General features: G+C 39.2%; 12 protein-coding genes, 1 tRNA gene and 1 pseudogene. 3 read left to right on the top strand and 11 right to left on the bottom strand.

The window, feature by feature from the left end; genetic code table 11:
- Positions 1–309: 309 nt before the first annotated feature.
- Positions 310–1,572, top strand: a pseudogene (drt2, locus tag GY065_RS07490) (antiviral reverse transcriptase Drt2); the annotation flags it as partial.
- Positions 1,573–1,690: 118 nt separating this feature from the next.
- Here drt2 and GY065_RS07485 read toward each other — a convergent pair.
- The 9 genes from GY065_RS07485 to thrS form a co-directional block, all read right to left on the bottom strand.
- Positions 1,691–1,767, bottom strand: a tRNA-Pro gene (locus GY065_RS07485).
- Between the two features lie 35 nt (positions 1,768–1,802).
- Positions 1,803–2,129 (bottom strand): hypothetical protein, encoded by a 327-nt coding sequence (locus GY065_RS07480; protein ID WP_174833657.1) that lies wholly within the window; start codon positions 2,127–2,129, stop codon positions 1,803–1,805.
- Positions 2,113–2,415 carry an integration host factor subunit alpha gene (locus tag GY065_RS07475; RefSeq protein WP_025330518.1) on the bottom strand — a complete coding sequence of 101 codons (303 nt, stop codon included), beginning with the start codon at positions 2,413–2,415 and terminating at the stop codon, positions 2,113–2,115. The genes GY065_RS07480 and GY065_RS07475 overlap by 17 nt, the downstream gene beginning before the upstream one ends.
- 103 nt (positions 2,416–2,518) lie before the next feature.
- Positions 2,519–4,876, bottom strand: coding sequence for a phenylalanine--tRNA ligase subunit beta (pheT, locus tag GY065_RS07470; RefSeq protein ID WP_174833656.1), 2,358 nt, complete (start codon positions 4,874–4,876; stop codon positions 2,519–2,521).
- 340 nt (positions 4,877–5,216) lie between these two features.
- Entirely contained in the window at positions 5,217–6,206 is a 990-nt protein-coding gene (gene pheS, locus GY065_RS07465; RefSeq protein WP_037392933.1) for a phenylalanine--tRNA ligase subunit alpha, read from the bottom strand.
- Positions 6,207–6,482: 276 nt separating this feature from the next.
- Positions 6,483–6,839 (bottom strand): 50S ribosomal protein L20, encoded by a 357-nt coding sequence (gene rplT / locus GY065_RS07460; RefSeq protein ID WP_025330521.1) that lies wholly within the window; start codon positions 6,837–6,839, stop codon positions 6,483–6,485.
- Positions 6,840–6,851: 12 nt separating this feature from the next.
- On the bottom strand, positions 6,852–7,049 hold the full coding sequence (gene rpmI / locus GY065_RS07455; RefSeq protein WP_025330522.1) for a 50S ribosomal protein L35: 198 nt from the start codon (positions 7,047–7,049) through the stop codon (positions 6,852–6,854).
- Between the two features lie 287 nt (positions 7,050–7,336).
- On the bottom strand, positions 7,337–7,855 hold the full coding sequence (gene infC, locus GY065_RS07450; protein ID WP_100116503.1) for a translation initiation factor IF-3: 519 nt from the start codon (positions 7,853–7,855) through the stop codon (positions 7,337–7,339).
- 22 nt (positions 7,856–7,877) lie between these two features.
- Complete coding sequence (thrS, locus tag GY065_RS07445; protein WP_174833655.1) at positions 7,878–9,785, bottom strand: threonine--tRNA ligase; 1,908 nt, start codon at positions 9,783–9,785, stop codon at positions 7,878–7,880.
- 240 nt (positions 9,786–10,025) lie between these two features.
- Here thrS and tgt point away from each other — a divergent pair, with 240 nt between their 5' ends.
- The gene (gene tgt / locus GY065_RS07440; RefSeq protein ID WP_174833654.1) at positions 10,026–11,141 is read left to right on the top strand and encodes a tRNA guanosine(34) transglycosylase Tgt; all 1,116 of its coding nucleotides are present in this window, start codon (positions 10,026–10,028) and stop codon (positions 11,139–11,141) included.
- Between the two features lie 123 nt (positions 11,142–11,264).
- Positions 11,265–12,647, top strand: coding sequence for an argininosuccinate lyase (gene argH, locus GY065_RS07435; protein WP_174833653.1), 1,383 nt, complete (start codon positions 11,265–11,267; stop codon positions 12,645–12,647).
- Positions 12,648–12,817: 170 nt separating this feature from the next.
- On the opposite strand, the gene GY065_RS07430 is transcribed toward argH, so the two are convergent.
- Both GY065_RS07430 and GY065_RS07425 read right to left on the bottom strand, forming a co-directional pair.
- Entirely contained in the window at positions 12,818–13,549 is a 732-nt protein-coding gene (locus GY065_RS07430) for a hypothetical protein (protein WP_174833652.1), read from the bottom strand.
- 290 nt (positions 13,550–13,839) lie between these two features.
- Positions 13,840–15,066 carry a hypothetical protein gene (locus tag GY065_RS07425; protein ID WP_174833651.1) on the bottom strand — a complete coding sequence of 409 codons (1,227 nt, stop codon included), beginning with the start codon at positions 15,064–15,066 and terminating at the stop codon, positions 13,840–13,842.
- Positions 15,067–15,264 lie beyond the last annotated feature (198 nt).

Raw genomic sequence — 15,264 nt, 5'->3', positions numbered from 1 at the left:
GGGCAGTATCGATGGGCCACTATTAGCCCCCATCCCTTGATTTTGAATCTCATTCTGTAGTTTATGTATACCTAAAATGCCAAAAAAATATAATCCATATAATAAGACATTTTTTTCATGGTTTAAAGACAGGTCGTATTTACACTTTGATAAACCTTTAACTAAACCCGTATTGCGAAGGGAAAAAGATGGTCATCAGTTGCAAAAAGGTGTATTAAAAAAGAATAAAAGTATACTTAAAAAAATTTTTAATTCTTACATTGATGCAGATATATCCACTAATTAGAATAATTATTCAAAAAAGTTGCAAAGCATCAATTTCTTCCGTTTATTCAATGCCAAACTAAAGTTCGGAAAACATATTCACTACCTGAGAATAAGTCCGTTATTTGTCATAAAGAAAAAATCAGATATATTGCATACGCATCGCATTTAGATAGTTTTATCTATTCTTATTATGCTGATTTGTTGAATAAAAAGTACGAAGAATTCCTCAAAAATAAAAAATTGTCCGAAAACGTATTAGCTTTCAGAAAAATAGAAATAGCTGGTAGTGCAGGTGGTAAATCCAATATTAATTTTGCAAAAGAGGCTTTTGATGTAATTAAGAGCTTTAAAAATTGCTCTTGTTTATGTTTTGATATTAAAGGCTTTTTTGATAATTTAAATCATACCTTGCTTAAACAGGCCTGGCAAAAGCTTTTGGGCTGGGAAAAATTACCAGATGACCACTATGCTATTTTTAAAAGTATTACACGTTATTCTTATGTAAAGCTGGATGATGCTTTATCTAATTTAAATATTTCTAAAACTATGTTCAGGAAAAAGAAACGAAAGGTTGAGGGTAAATATACTGATTCCAGATTATTGTCACTTTGTTCAAATATGGCAGAATTCAGAGAAAAAATTGTCAAAAATAATGCAATAAGGGTTAATTATCATAAAGGAATTCCTCAAGGTTCCCCGATAAGCGGAATTGTATCTAATCTTTATATGATTGATTTCGATCTAGCATGTAAAAATTTTTTAGATGAGAAGAATGCTAGATATTTTCGATATTGTGATGACATATTAATTATAGCTCCCGAAGATACTTTAGAACTGGTAGAAAATATTGCTAATTTTGTAAAAGAAAAGATTTGGGAACTTAAACTGGAAATTCAGGATAGTAAAACCGAAAAATTGATTTTTAATACTTGTGCAGACGGAACGCTTAAAATTCAGTCTGTTGATAATAGCGGAAAAGGATATCTGCAATATTTAGGATTTATTTTTGATGGGCAAAAAACACTAATTCGTCCAAGCTCTATATCAAGATATTATAAAAAACTTAGAAAATCTCGTCGATTAGCTGAAAAATCACAATTAAAAAATAAATCAACGATTCTATTCAGAAAAAAACTATACGAGCGGTATTCACATTTAGGTAAGGAAAATTTTATTTCATATACTTATCGTGCTTCAGAAATAATGGATGAAACCAGAATTAAAAAGCAGGTGAGAAGACATTTCAAGTATATAAGTAATAAAACCGATATAGAAAAAATTAATATAATAAAAAAAAATGATTAAATAAAATGGGTAAATGATATTTTTGATTAAATAATCAATTGGCAAAAATTAGATAGATCACTGTATTTTTCATGCAAATAAAAAAGACTCAGAAATTTTTCTAAGTCTTTGATTTCATTGGTCGGAGTGAAAGGATTCGAACCTTCGACCCCTTGCACCCCATGCAAGTGCGCTACCAGACTGCGCCACACTCCGACTTTGTAAAGGAAGCGATTATAAAAGTAATCGTATTACTTAGCAAGTACACTATTCAGGTTATCTACTACTTTTTCAATTTGCTGACGGGTTTCCAGTGCATTAATGACAGGGTTACCATCAGCATCTACCTGATTACGTGTAAATGGGTCTATATATGGTGTAAAGCTGTCGCGCAATTGTCTGACTTTAATCACATCAGCACGGGTATAGTGCTTACCGCCATAGCCTACAATAATGCCATGTGTCTGTTGCCAGACAGAGAATTGCTCGGCACTGATGTCTGCAAGGCGGCATAGCTCTTCGAGGGTAAAATACCGCTGTGCTGGTATGGATAACAACTGCTTAGGCTTGTTTTCCATTATAGTGATCAACCATACCCTTTAATTTTTGTGATGCGTGGAAAGTAACAACGCGTCTGGCAGAAATAGGTACTTCTTCTCCAGTTTTTGGATTACGTCCCGGGCGTTGTGGTTTATCACGCAACTGGAAATTACCAAAGCCGGAAATTTTAATTTGTTCGCCCTTTTCAAGAGTACTGCGAATTTCTTCAAAGAATAGTTCAACAATTTCTTTGGCATCATGTTTGCTCATGCCGGCAACTTTTTCAACCAGGATATCAGCAAGTTCAGCTTTTGTCAGCGTCATATCAGAATTTCTTTCATTAAAGAGGGCGTTATTATCCCTAAATTAGTTTTTGTTTTCAAGTATGTAAATTTTTTAGCCAGGCAAATTGCCTAGTTTGAATTTATTAAGTACGTAATTGTGCACCAATTGTGGCTGCTGTATCAATGAGTTTTGTCATTATTTCTTCAACTTCTTCATCAGTTAAGGTTTGTTCTGTACTTTGTAAAATAATTTTGACCGCCAGACTTTTCGTATTTTCCGCCATGCCTTTACCGCGATAAACATCAAAAACAGATATTTCCTGAATGGCTGGATGTTTCACAGTAGACAGCACATTGATCAGCTCTTCAGCAGTAGTTTGTTCGGAGATGATAAAGGCCAGATCACGCCGTACTGGTTGGAATTTAGATACTGGCTGATAAGTAATCCTGGCTTGTGCCAGAACAGCACTTAAATCAAGCTCAAATAAAATAGGCGACAAGGGTAGGTCGTATTTCTGTGTCCAGCGCGGATGCAATTCACCAATAACACCAGCTACTTTATTATCAATGATAATTTCAGCAGTTCTGCCCGGATGAAGTGCAGGATGCTGTGCTGCGCGATAATTTACTTTATGCGCACTTAATAGGCCTGCAACATCATTTTTGACATCATAGAAATCGGTGTTGCGAGTGGGTACTGCCCATTGCTCAGGAAAGACAGAACCATAAGCCAGACCGGCAATTTTTGTGGTTTGTGTATATTGCTGATTTTGTTTTTGAAATACACGTGCTACTTCAAATAATCTTACTCTGTTTTGTTTACGGTTCAGATTGTTGTGTAATATTTCAATCAGACCGCCAAACAGAGTAGAGCGCATAACGCTGAGCTGACTGGCTATCGGATTTTGTAAACGAATCGGATCAGTATTACCGGCCAGATCGCGTTCCCATGCTTCTTCTACAAATGCATAGCTGACTACTTCCTGATAGCCGCTATTTGCCAGTTGATGGTAAACACTAAACAGTGGCTTTTGTGTTTCCGGCAAAGCTACCATGTTCAATTTGCCATTGGTATGATCATTGGGAATATTTTCATAACCATACACGCGACCAATTTCTTCTATCAGGTCAGCTTCGATTTCAATATCAAAACGGAAGCTGGGTGAGGTAACGATAAAGCCATCTTCACAAGCTTGCGGCTCCAGCCCTAAATGCTGCAGGATGATGGCAATTCTGGCTGAATCAATGGCAACGCCTAATACTTTTGCTACTCTTGCTGTACGTACTTTTACCTGTTTAACTGCAGGCAGATTACCGGTTGCTTCTGTAATTGCACCAATTTCACCACCACAGATTTCTTTTATCAGCGTAGTTGCCCGTTCAATGGCTTGTTGTTGTAAATTAAAGTCTACTCCGCGTTCAAAACGGAATGATGAATCTGAACCGAATCCATACTGCCGTGCTTTTCCGGCAATGATATCCGGGGTAAACCATGCGCTTTCAATCACGACATTACGCGTGCTGTCTGTTACTGAGCTGTCAACACCACCCATTAATCCGGCAATACTCAGAACTTGTTTTTCATCAGCTACTACCAGTGTGTTACTGCTTAGAGTTACGGTTTTATCATTGAGGCATTCAAGTGTTTCACCTTCATGGGCACGGCGCACGATCAGTTTGCCGGAGATTTTATCTTCGTCAAACATATGCATTGGCTGGCCCAGCTCAAGCATGACATAGTTACCTATATCAACCAGAGGATTAATGCTACGCAGGCCACTGCGTTCGAGCCGCTGTTTTAACCATGCAGGCGTTACAGCATTAATATTAATTCCGCGAATTATCCGGCTAATAAAGCGGCCACAGTCTTCTGGTGCTTCGATGATGGCAGGCTGGCTGGCATCCAGTGTTGATGGATTAGTAACAATCTCTATTGGATTTTGTGGTTTCTGGGTTAAAGCACCTACCTCACGTGCTATGCCTTTTATACTCAGGCAGTCTGCTCTGTTAGGTGTGATTTTTAAGGTTTGCAGAGCATCATCCAGATTGAGATAATCGCGGATATTATTGCCGACTGGTGCCTCGGCAGGCAGAATCAGTAAGCCGTTTACTTCATCTTGTAAACCTAATTCTTTGGCAGAACACAGCATTCCATTAGAGACTTGTCCGCGCATTTTTGTTGGTTTGATTTTGAAATCACCCGGTAAGACAGCACCAGCTAATGCACAAGGTACTTTGATTCCCGGTTGTACATTAGGAGCACCGCAAACGATTTGTATCAGTTCCCCTGTACCGGCATCAACCTGTGTAATATTGAGACGGTCTGCATCCGGATGTTTGATTACAGATTTAACTTCGGCGATGACCACCCCATGAAATGGAGGGGCAGCCAGGGTGGTTTCTTCTACTTCCAGTCCGGCCATGGTTAATAAATGTGCCAGCTCTTGTGCAGATAATTCAGGGTTAATCCATGAATATAACCAATTTTGAGAAAATTGCATGATGCTTCCAGTATATATTCTGTTTCGGTTTAATCCAAAAGTTCGGAGGCTGATTCAGGCATGCTTAGTGACACGATTATAAAGCCTTCAAACGCTTTTTTTACTTTTGGAATTGATGTCTTTGATTAATGAAATTAGTTCAGGTTACTTAATTGGACTAAATAATTTTCTGGCAGTTTCCGGTCGGTTAAATCTGAGAAATTTATTTTCAGTGTGCTATCCGGTGTTCTGTACAATCAGTAATTGATAACTGGCTGAATGTAAAATCTAACTACTTAATCGCTATATTTACGGGATTTAGTCCGCTCAATATTACCTGTCAGTTACATGATCAGTAATCTTAATCCTGAAATTGTTTAAGAAAATTCAGGTCATTATCAAAAAACAGGCGTAAATCATTAATGCCATAGCGAAGCATGGCAAAGCGATCCAGACCGATGCCAAAGGCAAAACCTGTATATTTTTCTGCATCTATATTGACATTTTTTAATACATTGGGGTGTACCATGCCGCAGCCGCCTACTTCCAGCCAGCCGCGTTCACCCATGATGTCAATTTCTGCTGAAGGTTCTGTAAACGGGAAGAAGGAAGGGCGAAACCGTACCTGTAAATCATCGCGTTCAAAGAAACGGCGAATAAAGTCTGTAAAGACTGCTTTCAGATCGGCCATAGTAACGCCTTCTTCTATCCATAATCCTTCAGCCTGATGGAACATGGGAGAATGTGTTGCATCTGAATCGACGCGGTATACACGTCCGGGAGCAATAATGCGAATCGGAGGCTCTTTTTTATCCAGCATGTAACGAATCTGGATAGGAGATGTATGGGTGCGCAGTACGTTACCATTTTCTACATAAAAAGTATCCTGCATAGCACGGGCCGGATGATTTGGCGGAATATTTAAAGCCTGAAAGTTATGAAAATCATCTTCTATTTCCGGTCCGTCTGCTACAGTAAAACCCATGCTATGAAACAGTTCTACTATACGTTGCAAAGTAAGAGTAACCGGATGCAATCCCCCGAGATTTTGTCCGCGTCCGGGCAGGGTGACATCCAGCGCTTCTGCCGCCAGTTGCTGCTGAAGTTTTGCTTCATTTAATGCATCACGTTGTCGGTTGTATGCTTCCTGAAATTGGTTTTTACACTCATTGATATGTGCGCCAGTTGTTTTGCGTTCTTCTGGCGACATTTTACCCAATGTTTTTAATAAAGCATTCAGTTCACCTGTTTTACCGAGATAGCGGGCTTTTACTAATTCTAATGCAGGTAAATCAATGGCTGAATTAACAGCAGCGATGCCTTCGGCAACGATGCGGTTGGCATTTTCCATAACAAGATTCTTTACTTAAAATATAATGAAAAAATGTTTTGATGCTCTTTAGTTTTGCTGAATATGGCAGCTGTATTTTATCGATTACCGTATATCAGATCTTAAATGAGCTATATAACAATTTATAATAAAATATGTACTAAAAGATTATTTTAGCGCGAAATTCATCTGTTCAACAATGCTAAATATTGATGGAACAATGAAGGAAATTTTTTACTAAAGCAGAAATACAAAAAAAGGAAACCGAAGTTTCCTTTTTGCTAAGCTTTTTGTCAGTTAGGCCAAAGCAGCTTTTGCCTGTGCTGCCAATTGAGCAAATGCAGCCTGATCGAACACAGCCAGATCAGCCAGTACTTTGCGATCAATAACAATGGCAGCTTTTTTCAGGCCATTCATGAATTTGCTGTAAGACAAACCATTCTGACGGGCTGCTGCATTAATACGAACGATCCACAACTGACGGAACTGACGTTTACGCTGACGACGGTCACGGTAAGCATACTGACCGGCTTTCATTACTGCCTGTTTGGCAATACGATAGACGTTTTTACGACGACCACGATAGCCTTTGGCTAACGCTAAAACTTTTTTATGACGTGCACGAGCGGTAACACCACGTTTTACGCGAGGCATAGTTTAAACTCCTTAAGCGTAGGGTAACATTTTATGAACAGAAGCCATATCGCGTTCATTCACCATAGAGGTGCCACGCAATTGACGTTTGTTTTTGGTGGTTTTTTTCGTCAGAATGTGACGTTTGAACGCATGAGCGCGTTTTACACCACCGTTACCCAATACTTTAAAGCGTTTTTTCGCGCTTGATTTGGATTTCATTTTCGGCATGGGAAAACTCCATTGTTGTTTGATCAGGCGAGGGGTGGCTGAATTCAGCACTTTAACCCGCACACCACGGTTTTTGCCGCTTAAAATTTGATTCATGCACAGCGGCGATGCACAAGAAGCGGATTATAATATACCTGTACTGCTAAGACAATATAGCGATAATAACTTATGACCAGATATACCCGGATTTGTTAAGTTATTATTTGTGTTTTTAATAAAATGAAAAGTCTCATTTTACTGAGATAAAATGAGACTTTTTTAAGACAGGCTGAAATTCCGGTTAATGATTATTTTTTCTTCGCTGCAATAATCATTACCATCTGGCGACCTTCCATTTTTGGAAACTGCTCAACGGTACCAATTTCGATTAAATCAGCCTGAATGCGCTTGAGTAGTTCTGCGCCCAGATGCTGATGTGCCATTTCGCGTCCGCGGAAACGTAAGGTAACTTTTACTTTATCACCGTCAGTCAAAAAGCGAACAATGTTACGCAATTTAATCTGATAGTCACCTTCATCGGTACCAGGCCGGAATTTAATTTCCTTAACCTGTACCTGTTTCTGCTTTTTGCGTTGCTCGTCGCGTTTTTTGGATTGTTCGTATTTGAATTTACCGAAATCCATTAATTTGCAGACGGGCGGTTTGGCAGTGGGGGCAATTTCCACTAGATCCACATCGTGCTCTTCGGCCAGTTTCAGGGCTTGCTGAGTCGATACTACACCCAACTGTTCTCCAGTTGGACCAATCAAACGCACTTCTTTAATGGTGATTTCACCGTTGATGCGTGCTTCGCGTTCTTGAGCGATGGTCGTACTCCTTATTCACGGTTTAATGAAGAGACAAGGCTTCTTGTTTCAGCTGGCTAATGAATGTTTCAATATCCATCTGACCCAGATCTTCACCGCCGCGTTTGCGAACGGCAACCTTGTTGTCCTGTTTTTCTTTCTCGCCTATAACCAGTTGATAGGGTAGGCGTTGCGTACTGTTATCTCGGATTTTGTATCCAATTTTCTCATTACGCAAGTCTAAATGCACGCGGAATCCTTCTGCGGTTAATCGCGTGGCAAGTTGCTGACAATATTCGGTTTGTGCTTCAGTAATATTCATGATTACCATTTGTACAGGTGCCAGCCACAGTGGAAATGCACCTGCATGATGTTCAATCAGGATGCCGATAAAGCGTTCCAGTGAACCCAGAATGGCGCGATGCAGCATTACCGGACGGGCTCGTCCGTTTTCTTCTGTTACATATTCTGCACCCAGACGCTCCGGAAGAACGAAATCCAGCTGAATGGTACCGCATTGCCATGAGCGGCCTAATGCATCCTTAATATGGTACTCTACTTTAGGTCCGTAGAAAGCGCCTTCTCCAGGCAGCTCTTCCCAGGTTACACCACAGGCTGTCAGTGCATCACGCAGTCCTTGTTCAGCTTTATCCCAGATGGCGTCAGAGCCTGCGCGCTTTTCCGGACGCAAGGATAATTTAACCGCTACATCATTGAATTCGAACTGACGGTAAATACGCATTACCAGCTCATTGAATGCTTTTGCTTCACTGACAATCTGATCTTCGGTACAGAATATATGCGCATCATCCTGAGTAAAACCACGTACGCGCATCAGACCATGCAGGGCACCGGAAGGTTCATTACGATGACAAGAACCAAACTCGGCCAGACGCAGCGGTAAATCACGATATGAGCGCAGCCCCTGATTAAAAATCTGGATGTGACCAGGACAGTTCATGGGTTTTACAGCATAAACACGTTTTTCTGATTCAGTAATAAACATGTTTTCTTTGTAGTTATCCCAGTGACCGGATTTTTCCCATAATGTACGATCCATAATCATGGGTGTTTTGATTTCCTGATAGCCGGCAGCAGACAGCTCGCGACGCATATGCTGTTCAATAACCTGCCACAGTGACCAGCCTTTGGGATGCCAGAATACCATACCCGGTGCTTCATCCTGCAAATGGAATAAATCCATTTGTTTTGCCAGTTTGCGGTGATCGCGTTTTTCTGCTTCTTCAATACGCTGGATGTAAGCATTCAGATCTTCTTTACTGGCCCAGGCTGTACCGTAAATACGTTGCAGCTGTTCATTTTTAGCATCGCCGCGCCAGTAGGCACCTGAAAGCTTGGTCAGTTTGAAATTTTTGAGGAAGCGAGTATTAGGGACATGTGGTCCGCGACACATATCTACATATTCCTGATGGTAATACAGACCCATAGCTTTTTCATCGGGCATATCTTCAATCAGGCGCAGCTTATAATCTTCATGACGCTGCTTAAATACATTAATTACCTCTTCGCGCGGGGTGATTTTTTTAATTACATCATAATTTTGTGCAATCAATTCTTTCATGCGAGTTTCGATTGCAGCAATATCTTCGGGTGTAAACGGACGCTCGTACCAGATATCATAATAGAAGCCATCTTCAATTACCGGTCCGATAACCATTTTGGCTTCCGGATACAATTGTTTAACGGCATGACCAACCAGATGTGCACAGGAGTGACGAATGATTTCGACACCTTCTTTATCTTTGGCTGTAATGATGCTGACTTGAGCATCTTCTGTTACCTGATCACATGTATCTACCAGTTTGCCGTTAATCTTTCCGGCAATTGCGGCTTTGGCTAAGCCTGCACCTATGGAAGCGGCAATGTCAGCTATGCTTAATGGCGCTTCAAACTGACGGACAGAACCGTCAGGCAGGGTGATGTTCAGCATGCATACTCCACAAACAACAGACCAGACTCGCTTAATACAAGTGAGAAAATCAAATGGCTGCTTTTGATTATATTTATAAGGGTAAATAGAAGCCAAAGTTACTTAAGTGCACTTTTGCTTCTGTTAAATAATTTATTTTAGCGATTTGGATTTTGCTTGGCAATGCTTGGTCGGCGAAATGTGGTGGTTTAGGCTATAATGATATATTCTGTCATAATTTTTGCCTTTGAATTATTTAATATGCTGAAATTTTCTTTAAAGCGCACGGATGGCTTTGCGCGTCGTGGTACTCTGGAGTTGAATCATGGTACGGTGGAAACACCAGTATTTATGCCGGTAGGAACATATGGTTCAGTTAAAGCCATGTCGCCGCGTAATCTGGAAGAAATCAAGGCACAGATTATTCTGGGCAATACTTTTCATCTGTGGCTCAGACCCGGACTCGATGTTATCCATGATTTTGGCGGATTACATGATTTTATTGGCTGGAATCGGCCAATACTGACAGACTCTGGTGGTTTTCAGGTATTTTCACTGGCACAAATGCGTAAGTTAACGGAAGAAGGCTGTACTTTCCGCAGTCCTATTAATGGCGACAAGCTGTTTTTGTCTCCAGAAATTTCTATGCAGATTCAGACGGTACTCAATTCAGATATTGTCATGCAGCTGGATGAATGTCCTGACGGAAATGTAGGTGCCAGAGAAGCTGAAAAATCCCTGCAAATGAGTTTGCGCTGGGCTGAACGCAGTAAAAATGAGTTTGAACGCCTGAATAATCCGAATGCTTTATTCGGTATTGTTCAGGGTGGAATGTACGAGGATCTGCGAGAACAATCACTGGCCGGACTGGAAGAAATTGGTTTCCCCGGATTATCTGTAGGCGGGCTGTCTGTGGGTGAGCCAAAACCTGAAATGTACCGTATTTTGCGTGCTATCGGCCCTAAACTTCCGGCACATAAACCACATTATCTGATGGGAGTAGGTACACCTGAAGATTTGGTATACGGTGTGGCATGCGGCATTGATATGTTTGATTGTGTTATGCCTACCCGCAATGCGCGCAACGGTTGGCTGTTTACCCGTTTTGGTGATGTAAAAATCCGAAATGCCATATACCGGCATGACCAGCGTCCGCTGGACGAAAGCTGTGACTGTTACACATGTCGCAATTTCAGCAGGGCTTATCTGCATCATTTACAGCGTGTGGGTGAGATTCTGGGTGCACAGTTAAATACGATACATAATTTGCGCTATTATCAGATACTGACTGCAGAAATGCGTCTGGCTATTGAAGCTGGTAAATTCGAAGATTTTCAAACACGCTTTCATGCTGAGCGTGCCCGGGGTGTATTGTGATCAGAAAAAGCACGGTAGCGACTATTGTCTTTAAATGACAGAGGCAAATGATGTCAGGCTAGTGGTTATAATCTGCAGTTAGTATATTTTTTGAATATTGTTGAGTTATAGTGGAGAGCAAGTATGAGTGAAAAAGCCTGGTCAGGCCGTTTTCATGAACCGGTAAGTGAACTGGTTAAACAGTACACAGCATCAATAACTTTTGATAAACGTTTGGCACAGTTTGATATTCAGGGTTCTCTGGCGCATGCACAGATGCTGCATCAGTCTGGGGTGCTTAGTGCAGAAGATCTTGCAGCAATTAAAACCGGTATGCAGGAAATCCTGGCAGAAATTGCTGCCGGTAAAATTGACTGGTCAGTAGATCTGGAAGATGTTCATATGAATGTAGAACATTTACTGACTCAGAAAGTAGGGGATGCCGGTAAACGTTTACATACAGGACGTAGTCGTAATGACCAGGTTGCTACGGATATTCGTTTGTGGTTGCGTGATGAAATAGACAGTATTGTTCTGTTAATTAAAGATTTACAATCTGCTTTGGTTGATCTGGCAGATAAAAATGCAGAAGTGGTGATGCCAGGCTTTACTCATATGCAGGTAGCTCAGCCTGTAAGCTTCGGCCATCATATGCTGGCATATGTGGAAATGCTGGGACGTGATAGTGAACGAATGCTGGACTGCCGTCATCGTGTAAACCGTATGCCATTGGGTGCGGCTGCTTTAGCCGGAACGACATTTCCTATTCAACGCGAGATAACTGCTCAATTACTTGGTTTTGAAGAGATTTGCCAGAATTCTCTGGATGCAGTGTCTGATCGCGATTTTGCCATTGAGTTTACTGCTGCAGCATCCGTTCTGATGGTACATCTTTCCCGTCTGAGTGAAGAGTTAATTTACTGGATGAGTCCGCGTTTTGGCTTTATTGACATTGCCGACCGGTTCTGTACAGGTTCCAGTATTATGCCGCAGAAAAAGAATCCCGATGTACCTGAGCTTGTACGTGGAAAAAGCGCAAGAGTTGTAGGACATTTGATGGGGCTGATTACTTTAATGAAATCACAGCCACTGGCATACAACAAAGATAATCAGGAAGATAAGGAGCCGCTTTTTGATACAGTTGATACTTTGACAGATACTTTGCGTATTTACGCAGAGATGATGCGAGGTGTTAGCGTTAAACCTGAAAATATGCGTGCGGCAGTGTTGCAAGGCTTTGCGACAGCAACAGACCTGGCTGATTATCTGGTTAAAAAAGGTTTACCTTTTCGCGATAGTCATGAGGTCGTTGCACGTGCTGTCCGACTGGCAGAAGAGCAGCAAAGGGAATTAAGTGAGTTACCGCTGGATATATTACAGTCTTTCTCCGGCTTGATAGAAGAAGACGTTTATCAGGTACTTTCTCCTGAGGGCAGTCTTCATGCCCGTAATCATATTGGCGGTACTGCGCCGGCTCAGGTACGCGCACAGGTTGCTCGCTGGCGTCAGTATTTGCAGGCGGTTTAGCGTTTGTTAAACCAGCTTAGCTGGTTATGAGGATATTAAAAAAACGGGTCAGATATTTTTGTCTGATTTATATTATTGGATTTAAATTCAGATTATTTCCTCTGAATAATTTGTCAGGATCAAACAGCCGGTATGCAGTGCATACCGGCTTAAAGTATTAATTCAGATAATTATATTTTTTTGGCTCTGAATACTATTGGTACAATTATTTTTATTGGTTTGTTTATATTTTTGATTTCTATTTTAATCTTAATACGATAGCTTGTACTAATGAATTTTCCGTTTGAATCAAAATAGAAATCGCTTACCATTGGAAGAAATTGATATTCGAATTGATCTGAGTTATTTATAAAAAAATTATTTCTATCAGATAATGAAGCAGCTATATTCTTTACAGCAGCGTCTAACTCAGGTTTATATTTACTATCAGGATATGCTTTGTATAACCTTTCTTTTAATATCGTAGAAATATTCAAATTATCAAGATATGTAGTATTATGTTTCAAGCTTGCAATATTATCTGTATTCAGCTTGAGCTGATATGTTGCCTTTAGCCTTTTGCCGTACTTGTCAACATTTACCTTTTTGAAAGCACTGGGATTAATTGCTGCATAACTGTCATAAATATTTACTTTTTTGAAGACACCTCGATCGGCGGCGTAGCTATCAGATGTATAATCGGGTAAATTTTTTAATAAATCTGATACAGAGATATCAGATATGGTTTCCTGTGATATTGGTGGTTGAATATCCTTGTTATATATTGTCAGTTTATTGTCAGGTATGGTATCTGACAAATCAGTAGACGGCTTATTATCCGGTGAGTTTTCAGTAAAGTGGCTACAAGCTGTAAGAATGGAAACCAAGAAAATTAAAACCATTTTAAAAAATTTAAGCCGCATACAAACCTTTAAATTAAAATTTTATTTTTCTATTTGTATTTTAATTATCACAATACAAACATATGTTTTTAAAATCCGTACATTTATGTATTATCTTGATATTCACAAAATTTTTAATGTATATTAAATTATATGTTATCACGTAAGATAATGGAATAATCTGCTTAGTACATTTATATATGAATTTATATTTGTACATTATATTCAGTAAAAAATTTATCAATATAAAATAGCCAGTATGCTTTAGTATACTGGCTAAAAATACTTGAAACTGATAAATTGAATTTTAATTAATTGAGTTCAGGTCGAGACATTATATCAATTGAATTCTGCGGCGTAGGTGGCTGCATAGTAAATTTAGGGTTTGTTGTGTATTTTAAGTGGATTTTGGTATCTGTTTTTACTGTTCCAGCTATACTTTCTACCTCCTTAGGAAATGCTAGCTGTTCACGCATACCTATAATTCTTCCTTTTAAATCAAAGTAATAATTATATTGTATAGGAATGTGATTATTTTTGAATTGCTTTATAAGTCCAAAATAGGGATTTTTAAAAACACCGCTGTCATCATCAGAATCATATTCATCAAAAAAATAAGAATTAAAAGTAGAAGTGAATTCGTCAATTTTATTCTGTAATGCAGCATAATCCTCAGGTTTATATTTACTATTCTGATCAGCTTTGTCTGCAGCCTCTTTTAAAGCCTTTGAAAGGCTTTCAAGCATTGTATTATCAATTTTTTGCATTAGGGCATAGTCTATATTCAGATTAACCTGATACTTTGCTTTTAGGGTTTTTCCATACTCATCAACGTTGACTTTTTTGAATGCATCGCGATCAATTGCTGCATAACCATCATCAATTGATTTTGGTAAGCTTTTTAACAGATCGGATATAGGCATGTTTTTTATCTGGGATTTTGGTACAGCAAATTGTAAATATTTGTCACCAATTACCATTCTAGTATGAGGTATTTTATCTAGCAAATGTGTAATAGCTGAAACATCTGCGTATAGAGATAGATTTTTGAAGTCTATATAGGTAGGAAATTTAAAAGAAATCAGCACATTTTTGTTTTCATAACGAACTTCTGGAATTATTTCCATTTGCCCTTTTCGGATATCTATTGCGCCAGTAAAGGGTACTGAAAATGATTGACTGAATTGCTCAAAAAAAGGTGCCAGAGAATTTTTTGGTTTTGATTCATCATCATCATCATCTGCTTCTGTTTGAGGTAGTGATTTTGATGCAGTATTTAGAAGCTTGTTATGTGTTTCATTAGTTTTGTTTATATCAGATGTATCGGAAGAAATTTCATCTTCATTGTTTGTATTAGGATTAATATGATATTCTCCTTGAAAAGAACCACTGAAATTCAAGCGGTTATCTTTTAAAATCATTTGCTGGACACCAGTCCGCACCATTTTATCCGGCGAATTGTCATTTATGTGGCTGCATGCTGAAACTATCCCGGCTACAGTCAATGTTAATATTAATTTTTTAAAATTTAACCGCATAAAACATAAACCCCTTTATAACCAAATTAACAAATCAAATTATTAATTATTGTATTTTAATTGCAAATATATAGATAGTAAAATTAATGGTATCTGTATTTGCAGACAGTTTGGTATATATCAAATGAGTAAAATAGTTGTTATGACAATAATTATAAAAAATCAGCCAGAATATACCTGTTGGGATTAATTCTGTCT

Origin of the sequence: Snodgrassella sp. ESL0323, from assembly GCF_013346865.1 — a bacterium.
GTDB classification, from domain to species: Bacteria; Pseudomonadota; Gammaproteobacteria; order Burkholderiales; family Neisseriaceae; genus Snodgrassella; species Snodgrassella alvi.
The sequence above is the reverse complement of the archived record's forward strand: the minus strand, read 5'-3'. Positions and strand labels throughout refer to the sequence as shown.

Bases quoted from the DNA above. Each gene is read 5' to 3' on its own strand.
- GY065_RS07480 (WP_174833657.1), bottom strand. From the start codon at position 2,129: ATGGAAAACAAGCCTAAGCAGTTGTTATCCATACCAGCACAGCGGTAT.
- GY065_RS07475 (WP_025330518.1), bottom strand. From the start codon at position 2,415: ATGACGCTGACAAAAGCTGAACTTGCTGATATCCTGGTTGAAAAAGTT.
- pheT (WP_174833656.1), bottom strand. From the start codon at position 4,876: ATGCAATTTTCTCAAAATTGGTTATATTCATGGATTAACCCTGAATTA.
- pheS (WP_037392933.1), bottom strand. From the start codon at position 6,206: ATGGAAAATGCCAACCGCATCGTTGCCGAAGGCATCGCTGCTGTTAAT.
- rplT (WP_025330521.1), bottom strand. From the start codon at position 6,839: ATGCCTCGCGTAAAACGTGGTGTTACCGCTCGTGCACGTCATAAAAAA.
- rpmI (WP_025330522.1), bottom strand. From the start codon at position 7,049: ATGCCGAAAATGAAATCCAAATCAAGCGCGAAAAAACGCTTTAAAGTA.
- thrS (WP_174833655.1), bottom strand. From the start codon at position 9,785: ATGCTGAACATCACCCTGCCTGACGGTTCTGTCCGTCAGTTTGAAGCG.
- tgt (WP_174833654.1), top strand. From the start codon at position 10,026: ATGCTGAAATTTTCTTTAAAGCGCACGGATGGCTTTGCGCGTCGTGGT.
- argH (WP_174833653.1), top strand. From the start codon at position 11,265: ATGAGTGAAAAAGCCTGGTCAGGCCGTTTTCATGAACCGGTAAGTGAA.
- GY065_RS07430 (WP_174833652.1), bottom strand. From the start codon at position 13,549: ATGCGGCTTAAATTTTTTAAAATGGTTTTAATTTTCTTGGTTTCCATT.
- GY065_RS07425 (WP_174833651.1), bottom strand. From the start codon at position 15,066: ATGCGGTTAAATTTTAAAAAATTAATATTAACATTGACTGTAGCCGGG.